This window comes from Buttiauxella sp. WJP83, assembly GCF_027594725.1.
Taxonomy (GTDB): Bacteria; Pseudomonadota; Gammaproteobacteria; order Enterobacterales; family Enterobacteriaceae; genus Buttiauxella; species Buttiauxella selenatireducens.
The window spans coordinates 36,318-52,957 of sequence record NZ_CP110081.1 but is presented as its reverse complement, the minus strand read 5'-3'; the positions used below and the strand labels follow the sequence as shown (position 1 = coordinate 52,957).

Genomic DNA, 16,640 nt, shown 5'->3' with positions numbered 1-16,640 from the left:
TAGTTACTTATTTTAACGGGTTAGACAATCACCCTAAAATGATATGAGACAACTCGGTCACAACAGATGATCCCAGCTCTTCGACCTTCTTCACCAGGGCGTGGTTTTTGTAATATTTGCGTGGCTCGCTGGTCAGAATACCAATGGCCAACAGGTCAATGTCGCTTAGAGTCTCAATCTCTCTGGTGACGGCGCGAAGGTGTTCTTCAAAACCAGTGCCTGCTGCACATGGCGCACCGTCGCTCATTACGAGCATTATCTTCTTGTCTTCCTTCCGCCCTGAGAAAAGCGATGCCAGCTGCGCCACGCTTTCGCCATCGACATTGTTGAGAAGGGGGAACGTCTCACCCACGCATCCCATGCGAGCGCGAACGTCTGTCGAGTTGGCTTTCTCATTCCAGTTTTTAATAATGGGCAGCATCAGCGCCTCAAAGCGTGAGAATCCAAATTTTGCCATTGTCTCGAAGTCCGGTTGTCCAAACGTTGTGAAGCCGGTGATGATGTTTGGCACGTTAATTCGGTCAAGTGCATCCGCGATGGTATAGGCACTGGCCAGCGCCAGATGGATTCTCCTTCCCCTCATAGACCCTGACAGGTCGATGACCTGCTGCACACATGCGTTAACAGCCTTGTGGTCTTCCTTTTTACGGAACACACGGTCATCGTTCATTGAAAGGCGGAACAGGTTTGCACCATGAATCCCTCCACGACGCTGTCCAGGGATAAACTGCACACGATTACGACTGGCAATTGCCCGCTCTAAATCCTTCGCCAGTGTTGCAGATACACCTACTGACAGATGCGGCTCTATGTTGAGTTCGAACAACTTGCGACCTTCCGGAACCATGCGATAGCGATCGACCGGCGAATACATAGGGATTGCCCCAAACGTCTTTTGGGTGCGGATGACATGAGCCTCAGCTTCGTCAATCGGTCCCATGAAGTCATACGAACGGTCGTATGGGCGATAGGCTGATAGCGAGGTCGATTCCAGCTCTGCGCTTATCGTGGAAGCAATTGCATCTTCGGTTATTTCATCAATGCCTTCTTCCATCTTGTCCAGCTCCTTGAGTGCATCTTCAAGGTTCATTTCATCTGGATGCAGCACCCTGCCTTCATCATCCTTTGACGCCTCGTCTTCCCCATTGGCTTCATGACCTACTGAATCATTGATGTCGGCTTTGTCACTGCCTCTATCTTCATCAGAAGTACCGCTATCACCATCTGCGTCGTCTTCTTTGTGGTCATCCTCTGTTGTACTTGTATCAGAGCCGCAGCCGTCAAATTCGTCCAGGTCATCAGTATCTGGGGTATATCCAGTGGGTTCGCTTTCAGGATGTTCTGGGAGTTCATCTTCTCCTTCGTTGCCTGCTTCTGTATTTATACTTTCTGTATCATTTATTTCTTTATCGTTAGTAGGTAAGTTTTTATCTACTATTTCAGGCGTAATAACACTGCCAGATCCCTTTTCTGGATTGTCCTCACGTTCGTCTGGAGACTCCTCCCCAGAAGCAGTCGCCTCAGACGGTTCAGGACTCTCGTCTTCATGCTCTTCGTCACCCCCGGATGACTTTGTGGCGTCAGATTTTCTCTCAGGAAGTGGGCCTTCTGGCTTTTCTTCCATTTCACGCATGATTTTGGCGATGGCGGCGGCCACTTTCACGCAATCTTCGGTGCTCTTCATGTTGCGAACCGCTACGTCGACACCATGCTCTTTTAGCAGTGCAACCGGCCGTTCAATGAGGCTCCAGTGTTCTTCCATGAAATCAATAAACGGACTTTGGCCATCCCAGGCTCGAACTACAGGGCACAGGAAGAATTTCATGAACAGCTCGCGTTGATCGCCGTGGCAAATCGCAATCGCTTCAGACACTTTCGTACTAAAGTATTTGTTTATGATGAGTTTTTGTGTGGCCAGAAGGTTGCGTCGCGTTCCGTTGAATACCTGACCCATTCGACGCTCGATGTACACGTCTTCAAGGGCATTCCAGAGACCAAGTGAAGGCGCTTTTCCTTTGGACCGCATCCTCATAGCAATTTTGAAGTCGGTGAAAAGAAGATGGGCGACTTCATGGTCTAAGAAGCCACGAACGGCGTTCATAAGCTCTGGGGTTGCGTCATCCGGAATAGATGGGATGTTGACCATTATTGGTTCGCCCTGCTTGTTGTAACGCACGAATGCTTCATTTCCTCGTTCCGCTACAGGAATGTGTTTCCCGGATAGCATTGTGACTACCCGTTTAACGCAGTCGCGAAAATCCTGCACCTCTTTGAGTACAGCTTTTGATGGGGCTTTAGCCATTAGAATATCCTTGTTATTTAAACAATTTGTTTTCTGATGTGCTTAAAGTATCACTGTACGAACAGGCATCCACGCTGTTCGTACAGGCTTATGAAGGGGTTTAAGACGAGGGCTAGTTGGTTCTCACTGCTAATGAACCGCAGCCGGTGTTTATGAGAGTGAAACGCTTATCGCTTAGCTCGAAGGTAAAGGCAGTCGCATCGTTCGTTTCAATCTCGATCTCCTCCACGGGTAAGTCAGTGAGAATGGTTGCCACCTTGTCTTCTTTAAGGGAGAAAATATGACCAATTTCGAGGCCAATTAAGTCATGGGTAATTTTTTCCATTTTTATTAGACATCCAACTAGCAAGGTTAAACGGTTTGTTAATACTACTACTTATTATATCAATGTTAAATGAAAGTATATCATACAATTGATAGCTCTGATTGCAATTGGTGCTGCCTGATTTTAATCACAAGCATCGGTATTACTAGGTTTTTTCGATAAAAAGCGCCTATCGAAATGATAGATAAGTCTTTACATCCCTAACCGTTATTGTTGTAATATCAGTAAGCACTTACCAGATAATAATTCACGCAGGTTAAAAATCATGGCTATCAACGAAACCAAATTAGGCCGCTATGCCGCTTACATTGATTCCTTAATCACCATATCAGCCAAGAGCCAGGCTGCTATCGCGAAAGAAATCGGGTACAAGAATGCCAACAACCTGTCGCTCATCAAAAGTGGGAAAATCCCACTTCCAGTCGACAAGGTGCGTCCTTTAGCGAATGCGCTTGGTGCTGATCCTGTTCGTTTAATGCTGATGGTTTTGGAAGAGCGTCACCCTGAACTTCTCGAGTTCTTCCGCGAGGAAGGCACCGCTCCTTTGTCTAACGACGAAAAGCTGGTCTTAGAAGCTTTCCGCAATCGTTTCGACAATCAGCAGGGGGCTTCAGAGAAAGTTGTCGCGGCCATCAAGTCACTATAAGAAATTTACACGAATTAGCTCGGTAGCTAGACGATCTCCCTTGAATTTATGGTCAATGTCGTCTAAATCCACTTGTTCTACGATCGATGCGATACGGTTTGAGTACTTTTCCAAAGCGTCTCGCATTTGATCCATGTAATCGTGACGGTCGTACACTCTGTCCATACCTTCCAGACTATGATTCATAATCTTTCTGGAAACTTCCTGAGTTATACCCAGCGCCGGAAAATAGCTTCGAGCTGTACGGCGCAGGTCACGCGGTGTAAAAGGTTCGAGTTCCATTAACTCTGGCCGTTCAAGTATTCTTCGCAGTGCCTGAGCAATGGCCACCTTTGACATTGGCGTGTCACCGCCCTTCTTCTTGTTTGATGGCACCAGCCACTGACTGCCCTTACCATATTTAATCAGTTCTGATACACATAACTTCATAAGCGTGCTCAATGGCATAGCGTGCTGTCGGGCAGATTTGTTACGTGTACCTTGATTCCATACACCCAGTTTAAGGTCGAACTCGCTTACTTTTGCCCGGAGCACTTCGTCTGGTCGTCTGGCAGCGACAAGACAGAGCCTAGCCGCCCATTTGGTGCCAGGACATACGTGGAAATAGTCCCAAACATTCCAGAAAACCCACACTTCGGCATCAGTCAGCCTTCGTTCGCGAGGGTTCGGTTTTGCGCCACCGGCTACCTTGTTGAGTGAAATATCGTTCAGCGGCGAGGTTTCAATCATCCCCTGATAAGCGCACCAACCAAGAAACTGTTTCATCAGGGCGAACACGCGTCTACCCATGACAATTTTGCTTTCCAGTATCAGCGGGTTTACGAGTTGGTTGACTAGCATTCTATTAATAGCACTTACTTTTACTTCACCAATGTGAGGCATTACATGTATCAAAATGCAATGAACGGCAATTTCAGGGCGACGTCTTGTTACCAGCAAAGATAAGCGGGTGAATAGCAAAAAAGCATCTGAAAACTTCATATCACCACTGACCAGCGAGGCAGTCATGGCGTTCATGCTCGAAGCTCGTTCCAGATACTCAATTGCTTCTCGAGAGGTGTTCTCGGCTGCGCGTGCTTTATCAAACGTGTTTTTCATAGCTCATTCACTGATTCTTGCCCTTGTGCTGGCCGTTTTAGCGGCTGACCAGGCTAATTGTTATAGATTCTGATGCTAATTTAGTCTGTTTTTAGCAATGATTCCATACCTAATGAGTATGGAATCATTGCCAGGCCGAAATTTAAATTCTGTGGAAGTTTGTGAGTGGAATGTCAGGGATTAGTGAGGGCTTGAAATGCTGTTGCGTATGTCGCGATATCGGCCATGATTTTGGGGTCTTTGGCAAACACATGTGCGTTAGTCGGGAAGATCGCCAGCAAGCTATACACATCCTGAAATTGCGCATGTTGGGTGTAAACAAGGGCGCGGTCGCTTGTGCAGTTGAATCTGTTGCGGGAGCTGTTGCGTTCCTGTTTGGTGAACAGGAGGTGAACATGATAAACGCGGGAAGACACGATGGCACCGGGAGCAGTATAAGGTCCATCTTTCCCAAATACGGTTGGACACATGCCTTGCTTGAGAGACTTAAAGTCTTCGAGCAGAGAGACCTCTAAATTAGGTTGTAATTTAAAGGTCGGCTCTAAAAACTGTGCGTAACTGGCACTATTCCATGTGACCTTCACCGAGCAACCTTAGTGGAATGAGAAGTTGGAGAAGACATCCTCATTGATGAGGCCAGTATGAGATTCGATAACCTCAACGTCATTGAAGCACTGATCCAAAATCATCAGAAGGTCGGAAATGGCTAGACGATATTCAGTGATAGAATCACTCAGGCGTTTCAGATAGGGATGAGGTTTTTCAGAGTCACGAATCAATTTATTAACATATCCCTCTAAACCACGAATGGTCAGATCTACGTTCTTCAAATCTTCGTAACGTCCCTCGCCGAAACTGGAACGAATCTTCTCGGCGCTTAATCCGGAGATGGCGTGAACCAAACGAACGTGCTTCGCCGTCAGTACTGCAAGCTTGCGTTCGATCTCTGCCAGTTGAGCAGCATCGTCATTCTCTTGGACAGGAATGCCCGCGGTATTCACATAAACTTGTTCAGTGAACCCCGTGTATCTAGCTGTGCGCCTTACCGTGCCACGAAAACGTTGATAGGCAAGCGGTTCAATAACGATACGCTTAGACTTGGCTTTAGTCTTTGCATTCGAAAAGCGCGAAGCGTTAGAGGTCACAGTAGCAAGGGCGTTGCTAATGACACTCATGTCTTCCAAGCAATTTTCTAAACGCATAAAACCTCTTAACTACTCAAATAGCTCGTAACTAAGTGTACGCTGTGTTGAAGAAAGCGACAAATAATAAACGGCCCCAAAAGGAGCCGTATTCTATTACAGAGTACTCGTAAAAGCAGCTAATTCCGTATAGCTCCGATATGTTCGCAATCGAAAAACACCTGCTAATGGTATCAACCGGCCCTCTAACCAGGCCGCGTAGGCACTATTTCAGAAGATCTCCCATCGGCCAGATTTTGGAAATCGCGTTCTGGCGTGCGACCTTTCGCCCTGTCTTATGAGGCAGGTTCTCCAGGCTGACGCACGCCGACTGATAGTTTTGTCAGAAAACTACTTTAATACATTGACTAAAATAACAACTGAGTTAAATAACCCATAAGTATGGCCATACCCAGGATAACCGTCAGAAAAGCTACTATCATGGGCATTCTGAACATTGATTTAAGCAATATTACCTCTGTTAAACTTGCTCCAGCGCTACCTATGATTAGGGCCATTAATGCCCCCAAGCCCATTCCTTTGGTCATCAGCACTGATGCTAGAGGGATCACTGCTTCTGCCCGAATGTACAGCGGAATACCAACAACTGCACTTAATGGAATGGCCAACGGATTATTTTCCCCAGCATGAGCTGCAATCCACTCAGACGGGATAAAGCCATAAATAAAGGAACCTATAAAAACACCCAACAACAGATAAGGTAGAACATCCTTAAACTGCTGAATGGCTTCTTTCATTGCTAACTTTATTGGGCTTGGGGTTGTACTCGTTGTGATATCTAAACTATCCACCGCCTCACTACTGCAACAGCTAATTGCCGGTTGTGATGGACAACAACCTGATTCATTCTGCTCGTTCTTCGCCGTCACTAAGTTGATGAAGGGTTTAGTTTGAGCTGTACAGCAATTCGTTTTCACAGTAGATGGCATTGGTTTTGTGTTACAACTGCTTGAGCCCGCTTGGGCATTTTCTGACGCATCGGAATCTGTACATTTAGCTACACAAGAACTTGATGTCGAGTGTTTCTGATCGACAATATGACGTTCAAAGCCTAATGAATCTAATACAATACTGGCAAGAACTGAGACGCCGGCAGCTATAACTGCATACAACAATGTCACTTTCCAGCCGAATGTAACCCACATCAAACCCACGATAATGGGATTAAGTAACGGTGATACAAATAAAAATGTGAGTGTCGGGCCAAAGCCTGCTTTCGCAGACAACAACCCGCGTAACATTGGAATTGTTGAACAACTACAGAAAGGGGTAACAGCCCCCAATAGCGAAGCCAACAGGTAGCCTTTTCCTTTTTTCGCCCCCATCATCTGCTGGATTTTATGGTCCGGGACCTTTTGTCTGATCAGGCTCACTCCAGCACTGATGACAATAAAAAGCAAAGATAGCTCAACGGCCAGAAACATAAACATCTCTGCGGCATCTTGCAGCATAGAAACCCAACTATTCATGACAAACCTCCTTGAAATAATCTATATTTCTAGAATATTCGAAATGTGTTTTCAGTCAAGATATTTCTGGTATTATCGAAATATCAATTAGACAGAGAGGTGTCACATGCAACTGGAAGAAGTAGCCAAAGCGCTGAAAGAGTTAGGCCATCCGATCCGTTTGTTCATATTTAAGCATCTTGTCAAAGCTGGGGAACAAGGTTTGCCCGTAGGTGATTTGCAAAAGCAACTTGGCATTCCCGCCTCAACACTAAGTCACCATATTTCAGCTTTGGTATCAGTAGGACTAGTCAAACAAAATCGGGAGAGTCGAACACTTATGTGTGTCTCTCAATACGAAATACTGGAAGCGATAATTGAATTCTTACGCGAAGAGTGCTGTGTAAACAGCAAAATAATAGATGAAGCAGAACCCTCTGGTAGAAATGGCTAAGTAACTTGAGAACACAAACAGTCATGATTACTAGTGCTGCATCGGCCCGTCTGAATCCAGTCCTGCTAAAGTCCCGAATCTATATGGAAAATAAAAAAATGAATAAGTTAAATAATATAGTTCCTGATTTATTTGATACTGCGGTCACAGAGGAAAAACTTGGGGTACCGGCTGTACCTCATCCCCCTCGTATATTAATGCTGTACGGCTCTGTTCGTGAACGTTCTTACAGTCGACTGACGACAGAAGAAGCAGCTCGTTTATTAACCGCTATGGGCGCAGAAGTCCGCATCTTCAATCCATCAGGGCTTCCCCTTCCTGATGATGCTCCAGAGTCGCATCCAAAAGTCATGGAATTGCGAGAACTGGTTCGTTGGTCTGAAGGGATGGTGTGGTGCTCTCCGGAACGCCATGGTGCGATGACTGGCATTATGAAGGCACAAATTGACTGGATACCGTTATCGGAAGGCGCTGTTCGCCCTTCTCAGGGTAAGACACTGGCCGTTATGCAGGTGTGCGGTGGCTCTCAGTCTTTCAATGCCGTAAACCAGATGCGCATTCTTGGCCGCTGGATGCGGATGATCACCATCCCGAATCAGTCCTCCGTGGCAAAGGCCTGGCAGGAGTTTGATGAAGATGGACGAATGAAACCCTCGTCTTATTACGACCGCATTGTGGATGTGATGGAAGAACTGGTGAAATTCACGCTGCTGACAAGAGGTAACTCAGCTTATCTCGTTGATCGCTACAGCGAACGAAAAGAGACGGCAGAAGAGCTTTCCTACAGGGTAAATCAGAGCAAGATTTGAAGCCTAGCTTGATGAACGAAATTAGCATATCCGGTGCTACAGAGTTGTTCCACTTTATGATTAATGGGACGAACTGAGAGTTACTGCTACGCTTTGCAAAGCGAGGAGGCTCATATTGGAGAAAATGGCACTATACCTGATAAGGGGGCAAACGCCCCCTTGATGTTTATTTCAGTCGTTTACCTGCATCATCAACGACTTTTTCACCGTCTTCCTTGGTGAATGCCGCTTTCTGAGATTCCGGCAGGATATCCAGAACCACTTCGGAAGGACGACACAGTTTGGTTCCCAGCGGCGTCACAACAATCGGACGGTTAATCAGGATCGGATGTTGCAGCATAAAGTCGATTAGCTGGTCGTCAGTAAATTTATCTTCTGCAAGACTCAGTTCCTCATACGGCTCGACGTTCTTACGTAGCAAAGCCCGGACGGAAATGCCCATATCAGCAATGAGTTTGACCAGCTCATCGCGTGAAGGTGGAGTCTCAAGGTAAAGAATAACGGTCGGCTCATTACCGCTGTTGCGGATCATCTCCAGCGTATTACGCGATGTGCCGCAGGCTGGGTTGTGATAAATGGTGATGTTGCTCATATCAGTATCTCATTACAAAGTGAAAGAGAGACGTAGCGCCAGCGCGGCCAGCGTTACAAACAGCACAGGCAGAGTCATGACGATCCCGGTGCGGAAATAGTATCCCCAGGTGATGGTCATATTCTTCTGTGAAAGTACGTGTAGCCAGAGCAGCGTTGCCAGGCTACCAATAGGGGTAATTTTCGGCCCCAGATCGCAGCCAATGACGTTGGCATAAATCATCGCTTCTTTGATAACACCCGACGCGGTACTGCCATCAATCGACAATGCGCCAATCAATACGGTAGGCATATTATTCATGATAGAAGAGAGGAATGCGGTCAGGAATCCCGTTCCCAGAGTGGCTGCCCACAGGCCTTTATCAGCGAGTAAGTTCAGCACGTCAGACAAGTATTCGGTCAGCCCTGCGTTACGAAGCCCATAGACCACCAGATACATTCCCAGCGAGAAGACAACGATCTGCCACGGTGCCCCACGCAACACTTTACCGGTGTTAATGCCGTGACCTTTTTTTGCCACAGCAAACAGGATGGCTGCCCCTACTGCTGCAATGGCACTGACCGGAATACCCAGTGGTTCGAGTACAAAAAAGCCCACTAACAAAAGAATTAATACAATCCAACCGGTTCTGAATGTTGCCAGATCTTTGATGGCTTTTGCAGGCTCTTTCAGTCGTGCCAGATCATAAGTGGGCGGGATATCTTTGCGGAAAAACAGATGCAGCATCACCAGAGTGGCGACGATGGCGACGATATCCACCGGCACCATTACCGAGGCATATTCCGTGAATCCCAGTTTGAAGAAATCAGCCGAAACGATATTGACCAGGTTCGATACGATAAGCGGCAAGCTGGCGGTATCGGCAATAAACCCTGCGGCCATCACGAAGGCCAGTGTGGTGCTTTTACTGAAGCCAAGCGCCAGCAGCATGGCGATAACAATCGGCGTCAGAATAAGTGCCGCGCCATCGTTGGCAAACAGTGCCGCGACTGCCGCGCCGAGCAGAACGATATAGGTAAACAGCAGGCGGCCACGACCGTTCCCCCAGCGAGAAACGTGCAGCGCAGCCCATTCGAAAAAGCCGGATTCGTCCAACAACAGACTGATGATAATAACGGCGATAAACGTTGCCGTCGCATTCCAGACGATATTCCACACCACCGGAATATCAGCAATGTGTATCACACCCGATGCCAGAGCCAGTACGGCCCCCAGCGTGGCGCTCCAGCCAATCCCTAATCCCTTCGGCTGCCAGATAACCAATACGATGGTCAGGATAAAAATGGCTCCTGCCAGTAACATAAAACCTCCTGAAAGGGCAGCATTGCTGCCCTGAATGATGGCAATAATTAACCCGCGAGTTGTTTGAGTTTGTCGATGCCGGTTGGTTCTGACGCCAGTACGGGGACAAGTGCTACACGGCTGGCATGAAGGTTTTTAACGCTCTCGATTTGCGGACGTTCCTGCTGCGCTCGCAAGCGAAGCAGCGGTGAACGAGTATCCGCGATGGAAAGGCTGTTATTGATAATCCAGCCCCAGGGTTGAATTCCTGCACGTTCAAGGTCGTCCTGTAAATTTGCCGCCTCAAGTACCGGCGTGGTTTCCGGTAGCGTGACCAGTAATACTTTGGTTCGTTCCGGGTCCTGCAGTTGCATCATCGGAGTGGTGAAGTGACCTTTTTCTCCCATTTTCTTGGCAATCTCGCGGTGATACGCGCCGGTAGCATCCAGCAACAGCAACGTGTGCCCGGTGGGTGCCGTATCCATGACCACGAAGCGTTTACCCGCTTCACGAATCACGCGTGAAAAGGCCTGGAAAACTGCAATTTCTTCGGTGCAGGGAGAGCGTAAATCCTCTTCCAGCAGGCGTTTCCCTGCATCGTCCAGATCTCTTCCTTTTGTCTCAAGAACATGCTGGCGATAGCGCTCCGTCTCCTCGTGAGGGTCTATCCTGCTGACTTGTAGATTCTTAAGACTGCCGTTCAGGGTTGTGCTGAGGTGCGCTGCTGGATCTGAGGTTGTCAGATGGACATCAAATCCCAAATCCGCCAGTCTGACCGCAATGGCAGCAGCCATCGTGGTTTTCCCCACACCACCTTTACCCATAAGCATAATCAGCCCATGTTCATTACGGGCAATATCATCGACTAACGCTGAGAGCGACGGAATTTCAGGTCGTTGCTGAATGTATTCTTCAGAAGAGGATGCTGCCTCAGGCTGAGAGGAAAGAAGCCCACTTAATGCAGCCACGCCGACCATATTGAGCGGCTGGAGGAATAACGTGTCAGTTGGCAGACCGGCAAGGTCAGAAGGAAGATTGGCCAGCGCCTCCTGTTCACGGTCCCATATTGCAGCAGCCAGTGTATCGTTTGCCGCTTCAGTTTCGGGCAGAACGCCGTTGATGACCAGGTACTGATTTTTAAGGCCGATTGCGGCAAGTTCCAGATGAGTTCTGGCGACTTCCTGCAGGGTGGATTTTTGCAGTCGCGCAACTAAAACCAGTCGGGTACGAGCTGGATCAGACAACGCTTCAACGGCATGGGCATACTGTTCGCGCTGCTTTTCCAGGCCAGCCATTGGCCCAAGGCAGGAAGCGCCATCCGGATTACTTTCAATAAAGCTGCTCCAGGCTCCGGGAAGCTGAAGAAGGCGAATAGTGTGGCCGGTCGGTGCGGTATCAAAGATGATATGGTCAAACCGGGTCAGCAGAGAGGCGTCTGTCAGTAATCCGGTAAACTCGTCAAATGCAGCAATCTCTGTTGTGCATGCTCCCGACAACTGCTCGTTGATGCTACTAACGACGTCATCAGGCAGGATGCCTTTAATGGGGTCAACGATTCTGGCCCGGTACTGTTGAGCAGCGGCCTGCGGATCAATCTCAAGTGCCGACAATCCAGGGACAGAGGCTATTGGCTGAATGGTATTGCCAATAGTCTGACCAAAGACCTGACCTACGTTTGAGGCCGGGTCAGTACTGACAAGCAGCACCCGTTTCCCCTGTTCTGCCAGACGGATCGCTGTGGCGCAGGAAATAGAGGTTTTACCAACGCCTCCCTTACCAGTAAAAAATAGATAAGGGGGGATGTTCTGTAAGAATTTCATATGTCCTCCTGACATACTTAACAACAAGACGTATTACCACCACAGCAGCCTGAAGCCGCTAATCCCACTTTCTCCAGCGGAATGCCAAACCAGCGAGCCAGTTCAGCGCGTTTTGGGTAACGTCCTGCCATCACCGTTTCGCCGTCCAGCAACAACAGTGGAAGAGCTTCTGCTCCAGAAGCTTCAAGGAATGTTTTCACCTTCTCATTCTGAACGAAGCTCATCGGTTGTTGTGCCAGGTTGTAACGTTCGATCTGAACACCTCGGCCTTTAAGCCATTGCACATCTGCAGAAAAATCAACCAGAGTCTGATCAACATCTGTACCGCAGACACCGGTGCTGCAACACATCGCCGGGTCAAATACAGTTAACGTTTTCATTTAAACACCTCACATTTGATAAAACATATATGTACAGGCAAAATTTTTAGATGCAAACAGCCTTACTGCTACCAGCACAGTTAGCTGAAGCCAGCTTATGGGCGATGGCCTGAATGTCGTCCTGTTGGCTTAACCAGGCCTGCTCAATAATCTGAGCAGCCCAGGAAGGAATATGTGGAGATAAGCGGTAGTGAACCCATTTCCCTTGTTTTCGATCCAGAAGAATCCCTCCTTCCCGTAGCATTGCCAGATGGCGGGAGATTTTAGGTTGTGACTGCTCCAGTGCCGTACACAAATCACATACGCACAGTTCCCCCATCTCTCTGAGCAAGAGCACGATACCCAGACGGGTTTCATCAGACAGGTTTTTGAAGAGTTGTAGGGATGAAATTGGCGACATAAGTCCTCCTGCTTTTATGAAGTAGTGTCCTCCCACTGCTGCAAGATGTCAAAGTTATATTTGAATATCCATATGTGTATTGAGTGGCGCTGGTTGCATTAAGAACGAAAAACTCCAGCATGGCACTACTATGAGCAGCGGAAAACTGGAGTCTTTTATTTAGTTGGGTTCAGGGTAGAGCAAGCCTAACGCCTGATACTGAATTGGCTTGATGTTGAGTACTGGGCGAATAGATTTAGCCAGTTCAACCGCTTCCGGTAAGGTTTTGCTGATTTTTAATTCCAGCAAGATGCCCGCAGCCACAGTTCCAGTCCGCCCTCTGCCTGCGCCACAATGAAATGCCACTTTATGACCATTTTGATAGGCATCCACTACCGCGAGAATTGCATCACGGAACAATTGTTCCTCAGGTTCTTCGGCATGATCACTCAATGGAATATGTACCCACTGCACCTCTGTTTGATGTGCAGCACAGCCCGTCGATTCGGCACGTAAATCAACCACCACTTCGATGCCATCTTCATCCACCATCTGCTGGATATCATTAGCGCCGCCACAGTAAATATGACCCGGTATTAGTGCATGATATAACTTGCTCATGTACTTGCTTTCACTCCTAATAAACAAAAAAAAGACTAAATACTTAACCTACCAGATTATCGATACGGTCTTGCTCGGCTTTCAACATGGATTAATCTTGCTGCAATTTGGTCAATGGAAGAGCAAAAAGCGCTTCTATACGCGCACGCAGAATGGCATATCGTACGATACGTTTGTGGCTGGCGAATTTGACGAAGAACATCTTCACGATAAATTGGCTGAGGGTGACGCCAACAGAAAAAGATACCATGATGTATGGAATCATTTGTAATCATCTACCTCTGTCAGTTGTTTCAGAAGCTGGAGGCCTTTGTCCGTTAGCTGATAATTCTCAGTTTTTCCATCTGGTTCCACGTTGGTTACAAGGTTCATGCGCTCAAGTTTGGCGCGAGTCTTTGGCTGCCAGTGGGCGTGGAAACACGTCCACTTGCTTATTTCACGCAAGGTTTCCTTTTCCCGTTTACTCAGCACTATCATTCTTTATCTCCAATACGGTCTTCGGTATCACGCAGGCAGCGTGGCCATTTCAGTCGTGGATGACGCAAGCTCCCGTCTGGTGTCTTCTCGTGACAATGAAGCTCTACAATGCGGCCGCGATACTTCTCCTGATTGTTCCAAATCTCGTCCAGATACCGATGCTTAATGCCACTGGCACGCACAATGACACCGTTCTCAAGACGAATAACGATTTTGCCAAGCGTATGTGCGAAACCTGAGTCCGGATCGCCCGGTTCAAAGTCGATGATTTCACCGTCCTCGGAGTCCTCATCTTTCAGCTTCCACCAGCTGCGGGTGCGCTTGAACTCGTACACAGAATCCGGATCTTTGCCCATCTCCCCTTCTTCGTTTGCATCTAGGCGTTTCATGAAGCGCTCAATAAAGTCTTCATGGCTATGGATGATGTAGAACGGGTGTAAGTGGATGTCTGGTGCGTAGTCTTCGCCGCGTGTGTTTCGGAACCACGCCACCAGCATGGCAAGGCGCTCTTTCAGCTTCATGCCACTCTTCGCATACTCTTTGGTTTTTGATTGAGCACGCCACTCCGGGAGGAAGAAATCGAAGATGTGATAGACGGCACCGATAGCTTTCACGTTCTTCTTGCGAAGCGCCGACACGGACTGGTTAAACGAACCGGCAGTACCTTCCCCATCGAAAAAGATATGTTTGTATCCGGAGAGTTTGCCAAGCTCGAGCATGGCGGGTTTCAGGTGATCGAGTGACGTAATTGGGTTGCCGGTGCGCGACAAGAAGTTCACCTCTTCCTCGTCAACGATAACCTCGCAAATGACGCGCAGACCATCGAGTTTGAGGCTGCCAATCATTGGCCACCGTGCCTTTGGATTTTGTTTGAACGGATACTTGTCGCCTTTCTCCTTGTACGGAGACGCCAGCTGCACCTCGAATTTTGGAATTGGTTTCTCAAAAACCTTGTTGCATAAGCTGATGCCTACACCGGCTTTCGGATCTTTCAGCAGGAAACGGCGAAATACGTCCTGCCCGTCAGCGCACATCGAGGCAACGAGTGATTCGACAGCTGTAATAGCAGCGTTCCCGGTTAGTTCGCGCGCGGCCAGCTTCTCCAGCAACTCGATAACTTTCTGGTCGCTGGGAACGGATTTATCCAGTGGGGCGGCCACTTTGTACTTCTTCACCCCGAATCGAATAAACGGGTTGAGCATCAGAGTTACCATGTCCTGCTCAAAGTCATCAAGATTGGCCAGCGCCTCCTTTTTGGCGTTGGTTCCCATTTGCTTGATGGCGTCCAGCTTATGTTTTAGTGCAATCAGCCTTTCCATTAATGAGCTTCCTCCTTAGTAGTTTCCTCAATCAATGCCGCGTAAACGTCTGTTACAGGGGCGAGTTCTTTTGTTGGTTTCATGGGTTCTGCTGGTTTAGCTTTTTTGGTTCGCTTAACCAGGTTTTGTATTGATGTAGAGCCACGCTTTTTCGTCAGGCTACTGACTGTGTTGTTACGCTCTTCAACTTCGCGGATAAGAGCCGTCATATCGACGAAGTAGAGCGATTTCCCTGCTCTGATTTCTTCAACCATCATCTTCAGGGCTTTGCATTTACCGGTAGCAATCGCTTTAGCGCATGACGCAAATGAACCAGCCGGCAAACGCTTTTCTTTGTAGGCAAGGATGGTGTGTTGGCAGACTGAATAACCGCAAAAGGCTTCACCACCGTTAATTTTCACTTCCGGACAACGCAGTGAATAACCGTTGTTTCCGGAAATAGACGGGATTTTTGACAGATCAGTTTTTGTTGTCATGCTTCTAACCGTAGTCGTGTACTTACTTATTTAACGCAGTTTATAAAAGCCCCTATCGGGGCTAAAAGATTTTCTCTAGGTTTACCAGGTTGCCCAGCCGGTCATCTTGTCTTTTGCGACGTCGAACCGATACGGTTCCAATAAATCGCTGGCGTGGTGAACGGCATAGGATTTGGCTTCCTGTTTGATCATCGGTAACTCATTGGACAGGCGGACAACATATCCTGCAAAGTTTGCGAGCACACCATCACAGGCCTGACCTGCATCAACGACGATACGTACCAGATCTAAATCGCTGCGGCACATGTCGCAGATAATGCCGTACTGAACCTCTCGAATGCGGTCTACAGCTTTTTTGGTATCATCGCTCACCACCATGTCTAATAAGCCTGGTGGCGTCATCAGGTCAGCGGTGCGCTCAGTCACTTCTGGCTGTTCGATAATGCTCAGGATCGCGGCACAGGCAGTATCACTGTCTGCTTCTGCTCTGCTTTGGATTGCTCGCAGGGTGATATCTAAGACGTCATGCAGCTCCTCGTCGTCGTTGAATTTTGAGAAATTCGAATAGACAACCCGACCGTCGTACCACGCAGCGGTACGCACTTCCCGTTCGCCAACTTCCGATTTGCGCATGAAGGAGACCAGAGCTGCACGTTTTGACTTGATGCCAGGCAGTTCCGGAGAATCACCAAAGCGAACCCAGACACGCATGTACGTAGAGCCTTCAATCAGAGGTACTGTGTTTACTGACTTGGCGATGTGCTCCAGCGATGTGCTGATAGCCTCGTCGATAATCTTCTGACGCTCTCCTTCATCGATTTCCACGCCAGATTTATCAATCATCTCAATTACCGATTTTTGAATGTCTTCTTTCATAGAGATTCCTCAATTCCTACTCCGCCCATATTCTTACAAATAAATAAGTATGTATCTACTTATTGATGTAGGGTTGGAAGTACAACTTTTGAGTAGATTGCGTGTGCCAATCAGATGAAATCATTAGGATGGTAA

General features: G+C 47.9%; 21 protein-coding genes. 3 read left to right on the top strand and 18 right to left on the bottom strand.

Annotation, left to right across the window (positions count from 1 at the left end; all coding sequences use genetic code 11):
• Nucleotides 1–28 precede the first annotated feature (28 nt).
• Both OH773_RS22040 and OH773_RS22035 read right to left on the bottom strand, forming a co-directional pair.
• Nucleotides 29–2,302, bottom strand: a complete 2,274-nt coding sequence (locus tag OH773_RS22040; RefSeq protein WP_270146369.1) for a cobaltochelatase CobT-related protein — start codon at nucleotides 2,300–2,302, stop codon at nucleotides 29–31.
• A gap of 112 nt (nucleotides 2,303–2,414) precedes the next feature.
• On the bottom strand, nucleotides 2,415–2,627 hold the full coding sequence (locus OH773_RS22035; protein WP_270146366.1) for a hypothetical protein: 213 nt from the start codon (nucleotides 2,625–2,627) through the stop codon (nucleotides 2,415–2,417).
• Between the two features lie 265 nt (nucleotides 2,628–2,892).
• Between OH773_RS22035 and OH773_RS22030 the strand changes: the two genes are divergently transcribed.
• Nucleotides 2,893–3,273 carry an XRE family transcriptional regulator gene (locus OH773_RS22030; RefSeq protein ID WP_270146363.1) on the top strand — a complete coding sequence of 127 codons (381 nt, stop codon included), beginning with the start codon at nucleotides 2,893–2,895 and terminating at the stop codon, nucleotides 3,271–3,273.
• On the opposite strand, the gene OH773_RS22025 is transcribed toward OH773_RS22030, so the two are convergent.
• The 5 genes from OH773_RS22025 to OH773_RS22005 form a co-directional block, all read right to left on the bottom strand.
• Nucleotides 3,268–4,371 carry a tyrosine-type recombinase/integrase gene (locus OH773_RS22025; RefSeq protein WP_270146361.1) on the bottom strand — a complete coding sequence of 368 codons (1,104 nt, stop codon included), beginning with the start codon at nucleotides 4,369–4,371 and terminating at the stop codon, nucleotides 3,268–3,270. The two genes, OH773_RS22030 and OH773_RS22025, sit on opposite strands and share 6 nt — an antisense overlap.
• 173 nt (nucleotides 4,372–4,544) lie before the next feature.
• The gene (locus tag OH773_RS22020) at nucleotides 4,545–4,955 is read right to left on the bottom strand and encodes a type II toxin-antitoxin system YafO family toxin (RefSeq protein WP_270146359.1); all 411 of its coding nucleotides are present in this window, start codon (nucleotides 4,953–4,955) and stop codon (nucleotides 4,545–4,547) included.
• Between the two features lie 9 nt (nucleotides 4,956–4,964).
• Nucleotides 4,965–5,573, bottom strand: a complete 609-nt coding sequence (locus OH773_RS22015; protein WP_270146357.1) for a hypothetical protein — start codon at nucleotides 5,571–5,573, stop codon at nucleotides 4,965–4,967.
• A gap of 205 nt (nucleotides 5,574–5,778) precedes the next feature.
• Entirely contained in the window at nucleotides 5,779–5,859 is an 81-nt protein-coding gene (locus OH773_RS22010; protein WP_333482186.1) for a hypothetical protein, read from the bottom strand.
• 61 nt (nucleotides 5,860–5,920) lie between these two features.
• Complete coding sequence (locus OH773_RS22005) at nucleotides 5,921–7,042, bottom strand: permease (RefSeq protein ID WP_270146355.1); 1,122 nt, start codon at nucleotides 7,040–7,042, stop codon at nucleotides 5,921–5,923.
• Nucleotides 7,043–7,148: 106 nt separating this feature from the next.
• Between OH773_RS22005 and OH773_RS22000 the strand changes: the two genes are divergently transcribed.
• Both OH773_RS22000 and arsH read left to right on the top strand, forming a co-directional pair.
• Complete coding sequence (locus OH773_RS22000; RefSeq protein WP_270146352.1) at nucleotides 7,149–7,475, top strand: ArsR/SmtB family transcription factor; 327 nt, start codon at nucleotides 7,149–7,151, stop codon at nucleotides 7,473–7,475.
• Between the two features lie 98 nt (nucleotides 7,476–7,573).
• A complete protein-coding gene (gene arsH / locus OH773_RS21995) occupies nucleotides 7,574–8,284 on the top strand; it encodes an arsenical resistance protein ArsH (protein WP_270146350.1) in 711 nt (236 codons plus the stop codon).
• Between the two features lie 166 nt (nucleotides 8,285–8,450).
• On the opposite strand, the gene arsC is transcribed toward arsH, so the two are convergent.
• From arsC to OH773_RS21940, 11 genes are all read right to left on the bottom strand, one after another.
• Nucleotides 8,451–8,876, bottom strand: a complete 426-nt coding sequence (arsC, locus tag OH773_RS21990) for a glutaredoxin-dependent arsenate reductase (protein WP_270146348.1) — start codon at nucleotides 8,874–8,876, stop codon at nucleotides 8,451–8,453.
• Nucleotides 8,877–8,888: 12 nt separating this feature from the next.
• Nucleotides 8,889–10,178: an arsenite efflux transporter membrane subunit ArsB gene (gene arsB / locus OH773_RS21985; protein WP_270146346.1), complete on the bottom strand. Its 1,290-nt coding sequence runs from the start codon at nucleotides 10,176–10,178 to the stop codon at nucleotides 8,889–8,891.
• A gap of 47 nt (nucleotides 10,179–10,225) precedes the next feature.
• Entirely contained in the window at nucleotides 10,226–11,977 is a 1,752-nt protein-coding gene (arsA, locus tag OH773_RS21980) for an arsenite efflux transporter ATPase subunit ArsA (protein WP_270146344.1), read from the bottom strand.
• 17 nt (nucleotides 11,978–11,994) lie between these two features.
• On the bottom strand, nucleotides 11,995–12,357 hold the full coding sequence (arsD, locus tag OH773_RS21975; RefSeq protein WP_270146342.1) for an arsenite efflux transporter metallochaperone ArsD: 363 nt from the start codon (nucleotides 12,355–12,357) through the stop codon (nucleotides 11,995–11,997).
• Nucleotides 12,358–12,403: 46 nt separating this feature from the next.
• Complete coding sequence (gene arsR, locus OH773_RS21970) at nucleotides 12,404–12,757, bottom strand: As(III)-sensing metalloregulatory transcriptional repressor ArsR (protein ID WP_270146340.1); 354 nt, start codon at nucleotides 12,755–12,757, stop codon at nucleotides 12,404–12,406.
• A 159-nt stretch (nucleotides 12,758–12,916) separates the two neighbouring features.
• Nucleotides 12,917–13,357, bottom strand: a complete 441-nt coding sequence (locus OH773_RS21965) for a protein-tyrosine phosphatase family protein (RefSeq protein ID WP_270146338.1) — start codon at nucleotides 13,355–13,357, stop codon at nucleotides 12,917–12,919.
• Between the two features lie 91 nt (nucleotides 13,358–13,448).
• Complete coding sequence (locus tag OH773_RS21960; protein WP_270146335.1) at nucleotides 13,449–13,607, bottom strand: hypothetical protein; 159 nt, start codon at nucleotides 13,605–13,607, stop codon at nucleotides 13,449–13,451.
• An 11-nt stretch (nucleotides 13,608–13,618) separates the two neighbouring features.
• Nucleotides 13,619–13,834, bottom strand: a complete 216-nt coding sequence (locus tag OH773_RS21955) for a hypothetical protein (RefSeq protein WP_270146333.1) — start codon at nucleotides 13,832–13,834, stop codon at nucleotides 13,619–13,621.
• Nucleotides 13,831–15,153: an ATP-dependent DNA ligase gene (locus OH773_RS21950; protein WP_270146331.1), complete on the bottom strand. Its 1,323-nt coding sequence runs from the start codon at nucleotides 15,151–15,153 to the stop codon at nucleotides 13,831–13,833. Before OH773_RS21950 ends, OH773_RS21955 begins: the two co-directional genes overlap by 4 nt.
• A complete protein-coding gene (locus OH773_RS21945) occupies nucleotides 15,153–15,629 on the bottom strand; it encodes a hypothetical protein (protein ID WP_270146329.1) in 477 nt (158 codons plus the stop codon). The genes OH773_RS21950 and OH773_RS21945 overlap by 1 nt, the downstream gene beginning before the upstream one ends.
• A gap of 81 nt (nucleotides 15,630–15,710) precedes the next feature.
• Nucleotides 15,711–16,505 carry a hypothetical protein gene (locus tag OH773_RS21940; RefSeq protein WP_270146327.1) on the bottom strand — a complete coding sequence of 265 codons (795 nt, stop codon included), beginning with the start codon at nucleotides 16,503–16,505 and terminating at the stop codon, nucleotides 15,711–15,713.
• Between the last annotated feature and the right edge of the window lie 135 nt (nucleotides 16,506–16,640).

Coding starts and splice junctions, on each gene's coding strand:
- OH773_RS22040 (WP_270146369.1), bottom strand. CDS start 2,302: ATGGCTAAAGCCCCATCAAAAGCTGTACTCAAAGAGGTGCAGGATTTT.
- OH773_RS22035 (WP_270146366.1), bottom strand. CDS start 2,627: ATGGAAAAAATTACCCATGACTTAATTGGCCTCGAAATTGGTCATATT.
- OH773_RS22030 (WP_270146363.1), top strand. CDS start 2,893: ATGGCTATCAACGAAACCAAATTAGGCCGCTATGCCGCTTACATTGAT.
- OH773_RS22025 (WP_270146361.1), bottom strand. CDS start 4,371: ATGAAAAACACGTTTGATAAAGCACGCGCAGCCGAGAACACCTCTCGA.
- OH773_RS22015 (WP_270146357.1), bottom strand. CDS start 5,573: ATGCGTTTAGAAAATTGCTTGGAAGACATGAGTGTCATTAGCAACGCC.
- OH773_RS22005 (WP_270146355.1), bottom strand. CDS start 7,042: ATGAATAGTTGGGTTTCTATGCTGCAAGATGCCGCAGAGATGTTTATG.
- OH773_RS22000 (WP_270146352.1), top strand. CDS start 7,149: ATGCAACTGGAAGAAGTAGCCAAAGCGCTGAAAGAGTTAGGCCATCCG.
- arsH (WP_270146350.1), top strand. CDS start 7,574: ATGAATAAGTTAAATAATATAGTTCCTGATTTATTTGATACTGCGGTC.
- arsC (WP_270146348.1), bottom strand. CDS start 8,876: ATGAGCAACATCACCATTTATCACAACCCAGCCTGCGGCACATCGCGT.
- arsB (WP_270146346.1), bottom strand. CDS start 10,178: ATGTTACTGGCAGGAGCCATTTTTATCCTGACCATCGTATTGGTTATC.
- arsA (WP_270146344.1), bottom strand. CDS start 11,977: ATGAAATTCTTACAGAACATCCCCCCTTATCTATTTTTTACTGGTAAG.
- arsD (WP_270146342.1), bottom strand. CDS start 12,357: ATGAAAACGTTAACTGTATTTGACCCGGCGATGTGTTGCAGCACCGGT.
- arsR (WP_270146340.1), bottom strand. CDS start 12,757: ATGTCGCCAATTTCATCCCTACAACTCTTCAAAAACCTGTCTGATGAA.
- OH773_RS21965 (WP_270146338.1), bottom strand. CDS start 13,357: ATGAGCAAGTTATATCATGCACTAATACCGGGTCATATTTACTGTGGC.
- OH773_RS21960 (WP_270146335.1), bottom strand. CDS start 13,607: ATGGTATCTTTTTCTGTTGGCGTCACCCTCAGCCAATTTATCGTGAAG.
- OH773_RS21955 (WP_270146333.1), bottom strand. CDS start 13,834: ATGATAGTGCTGAGTAAACGGGAAAAGGAAACCTTGCGTGAAATAAGC.
- OH773_RS21950 (WP_270146331.1), bottom strand. CDS start 15,153: ATGGAAAGGCTGATTGCACTAAAACATAAGCTGGACGCCATCAAGCAA.
- OH773_RS21945 (WP_270146329.1), bottom strand. CDS start 15,629: ATGACAACAAAAACTGATCTGTCAAAAATCCCGTCTATTTCCGGAAAC.
- OH773_RS21940 (WP_270146327.1), bottom strand. CDS start 16,505: ATGAAAGAAGACATTCAAAAATCGGTAATTGAGATGATTGATAAATCT.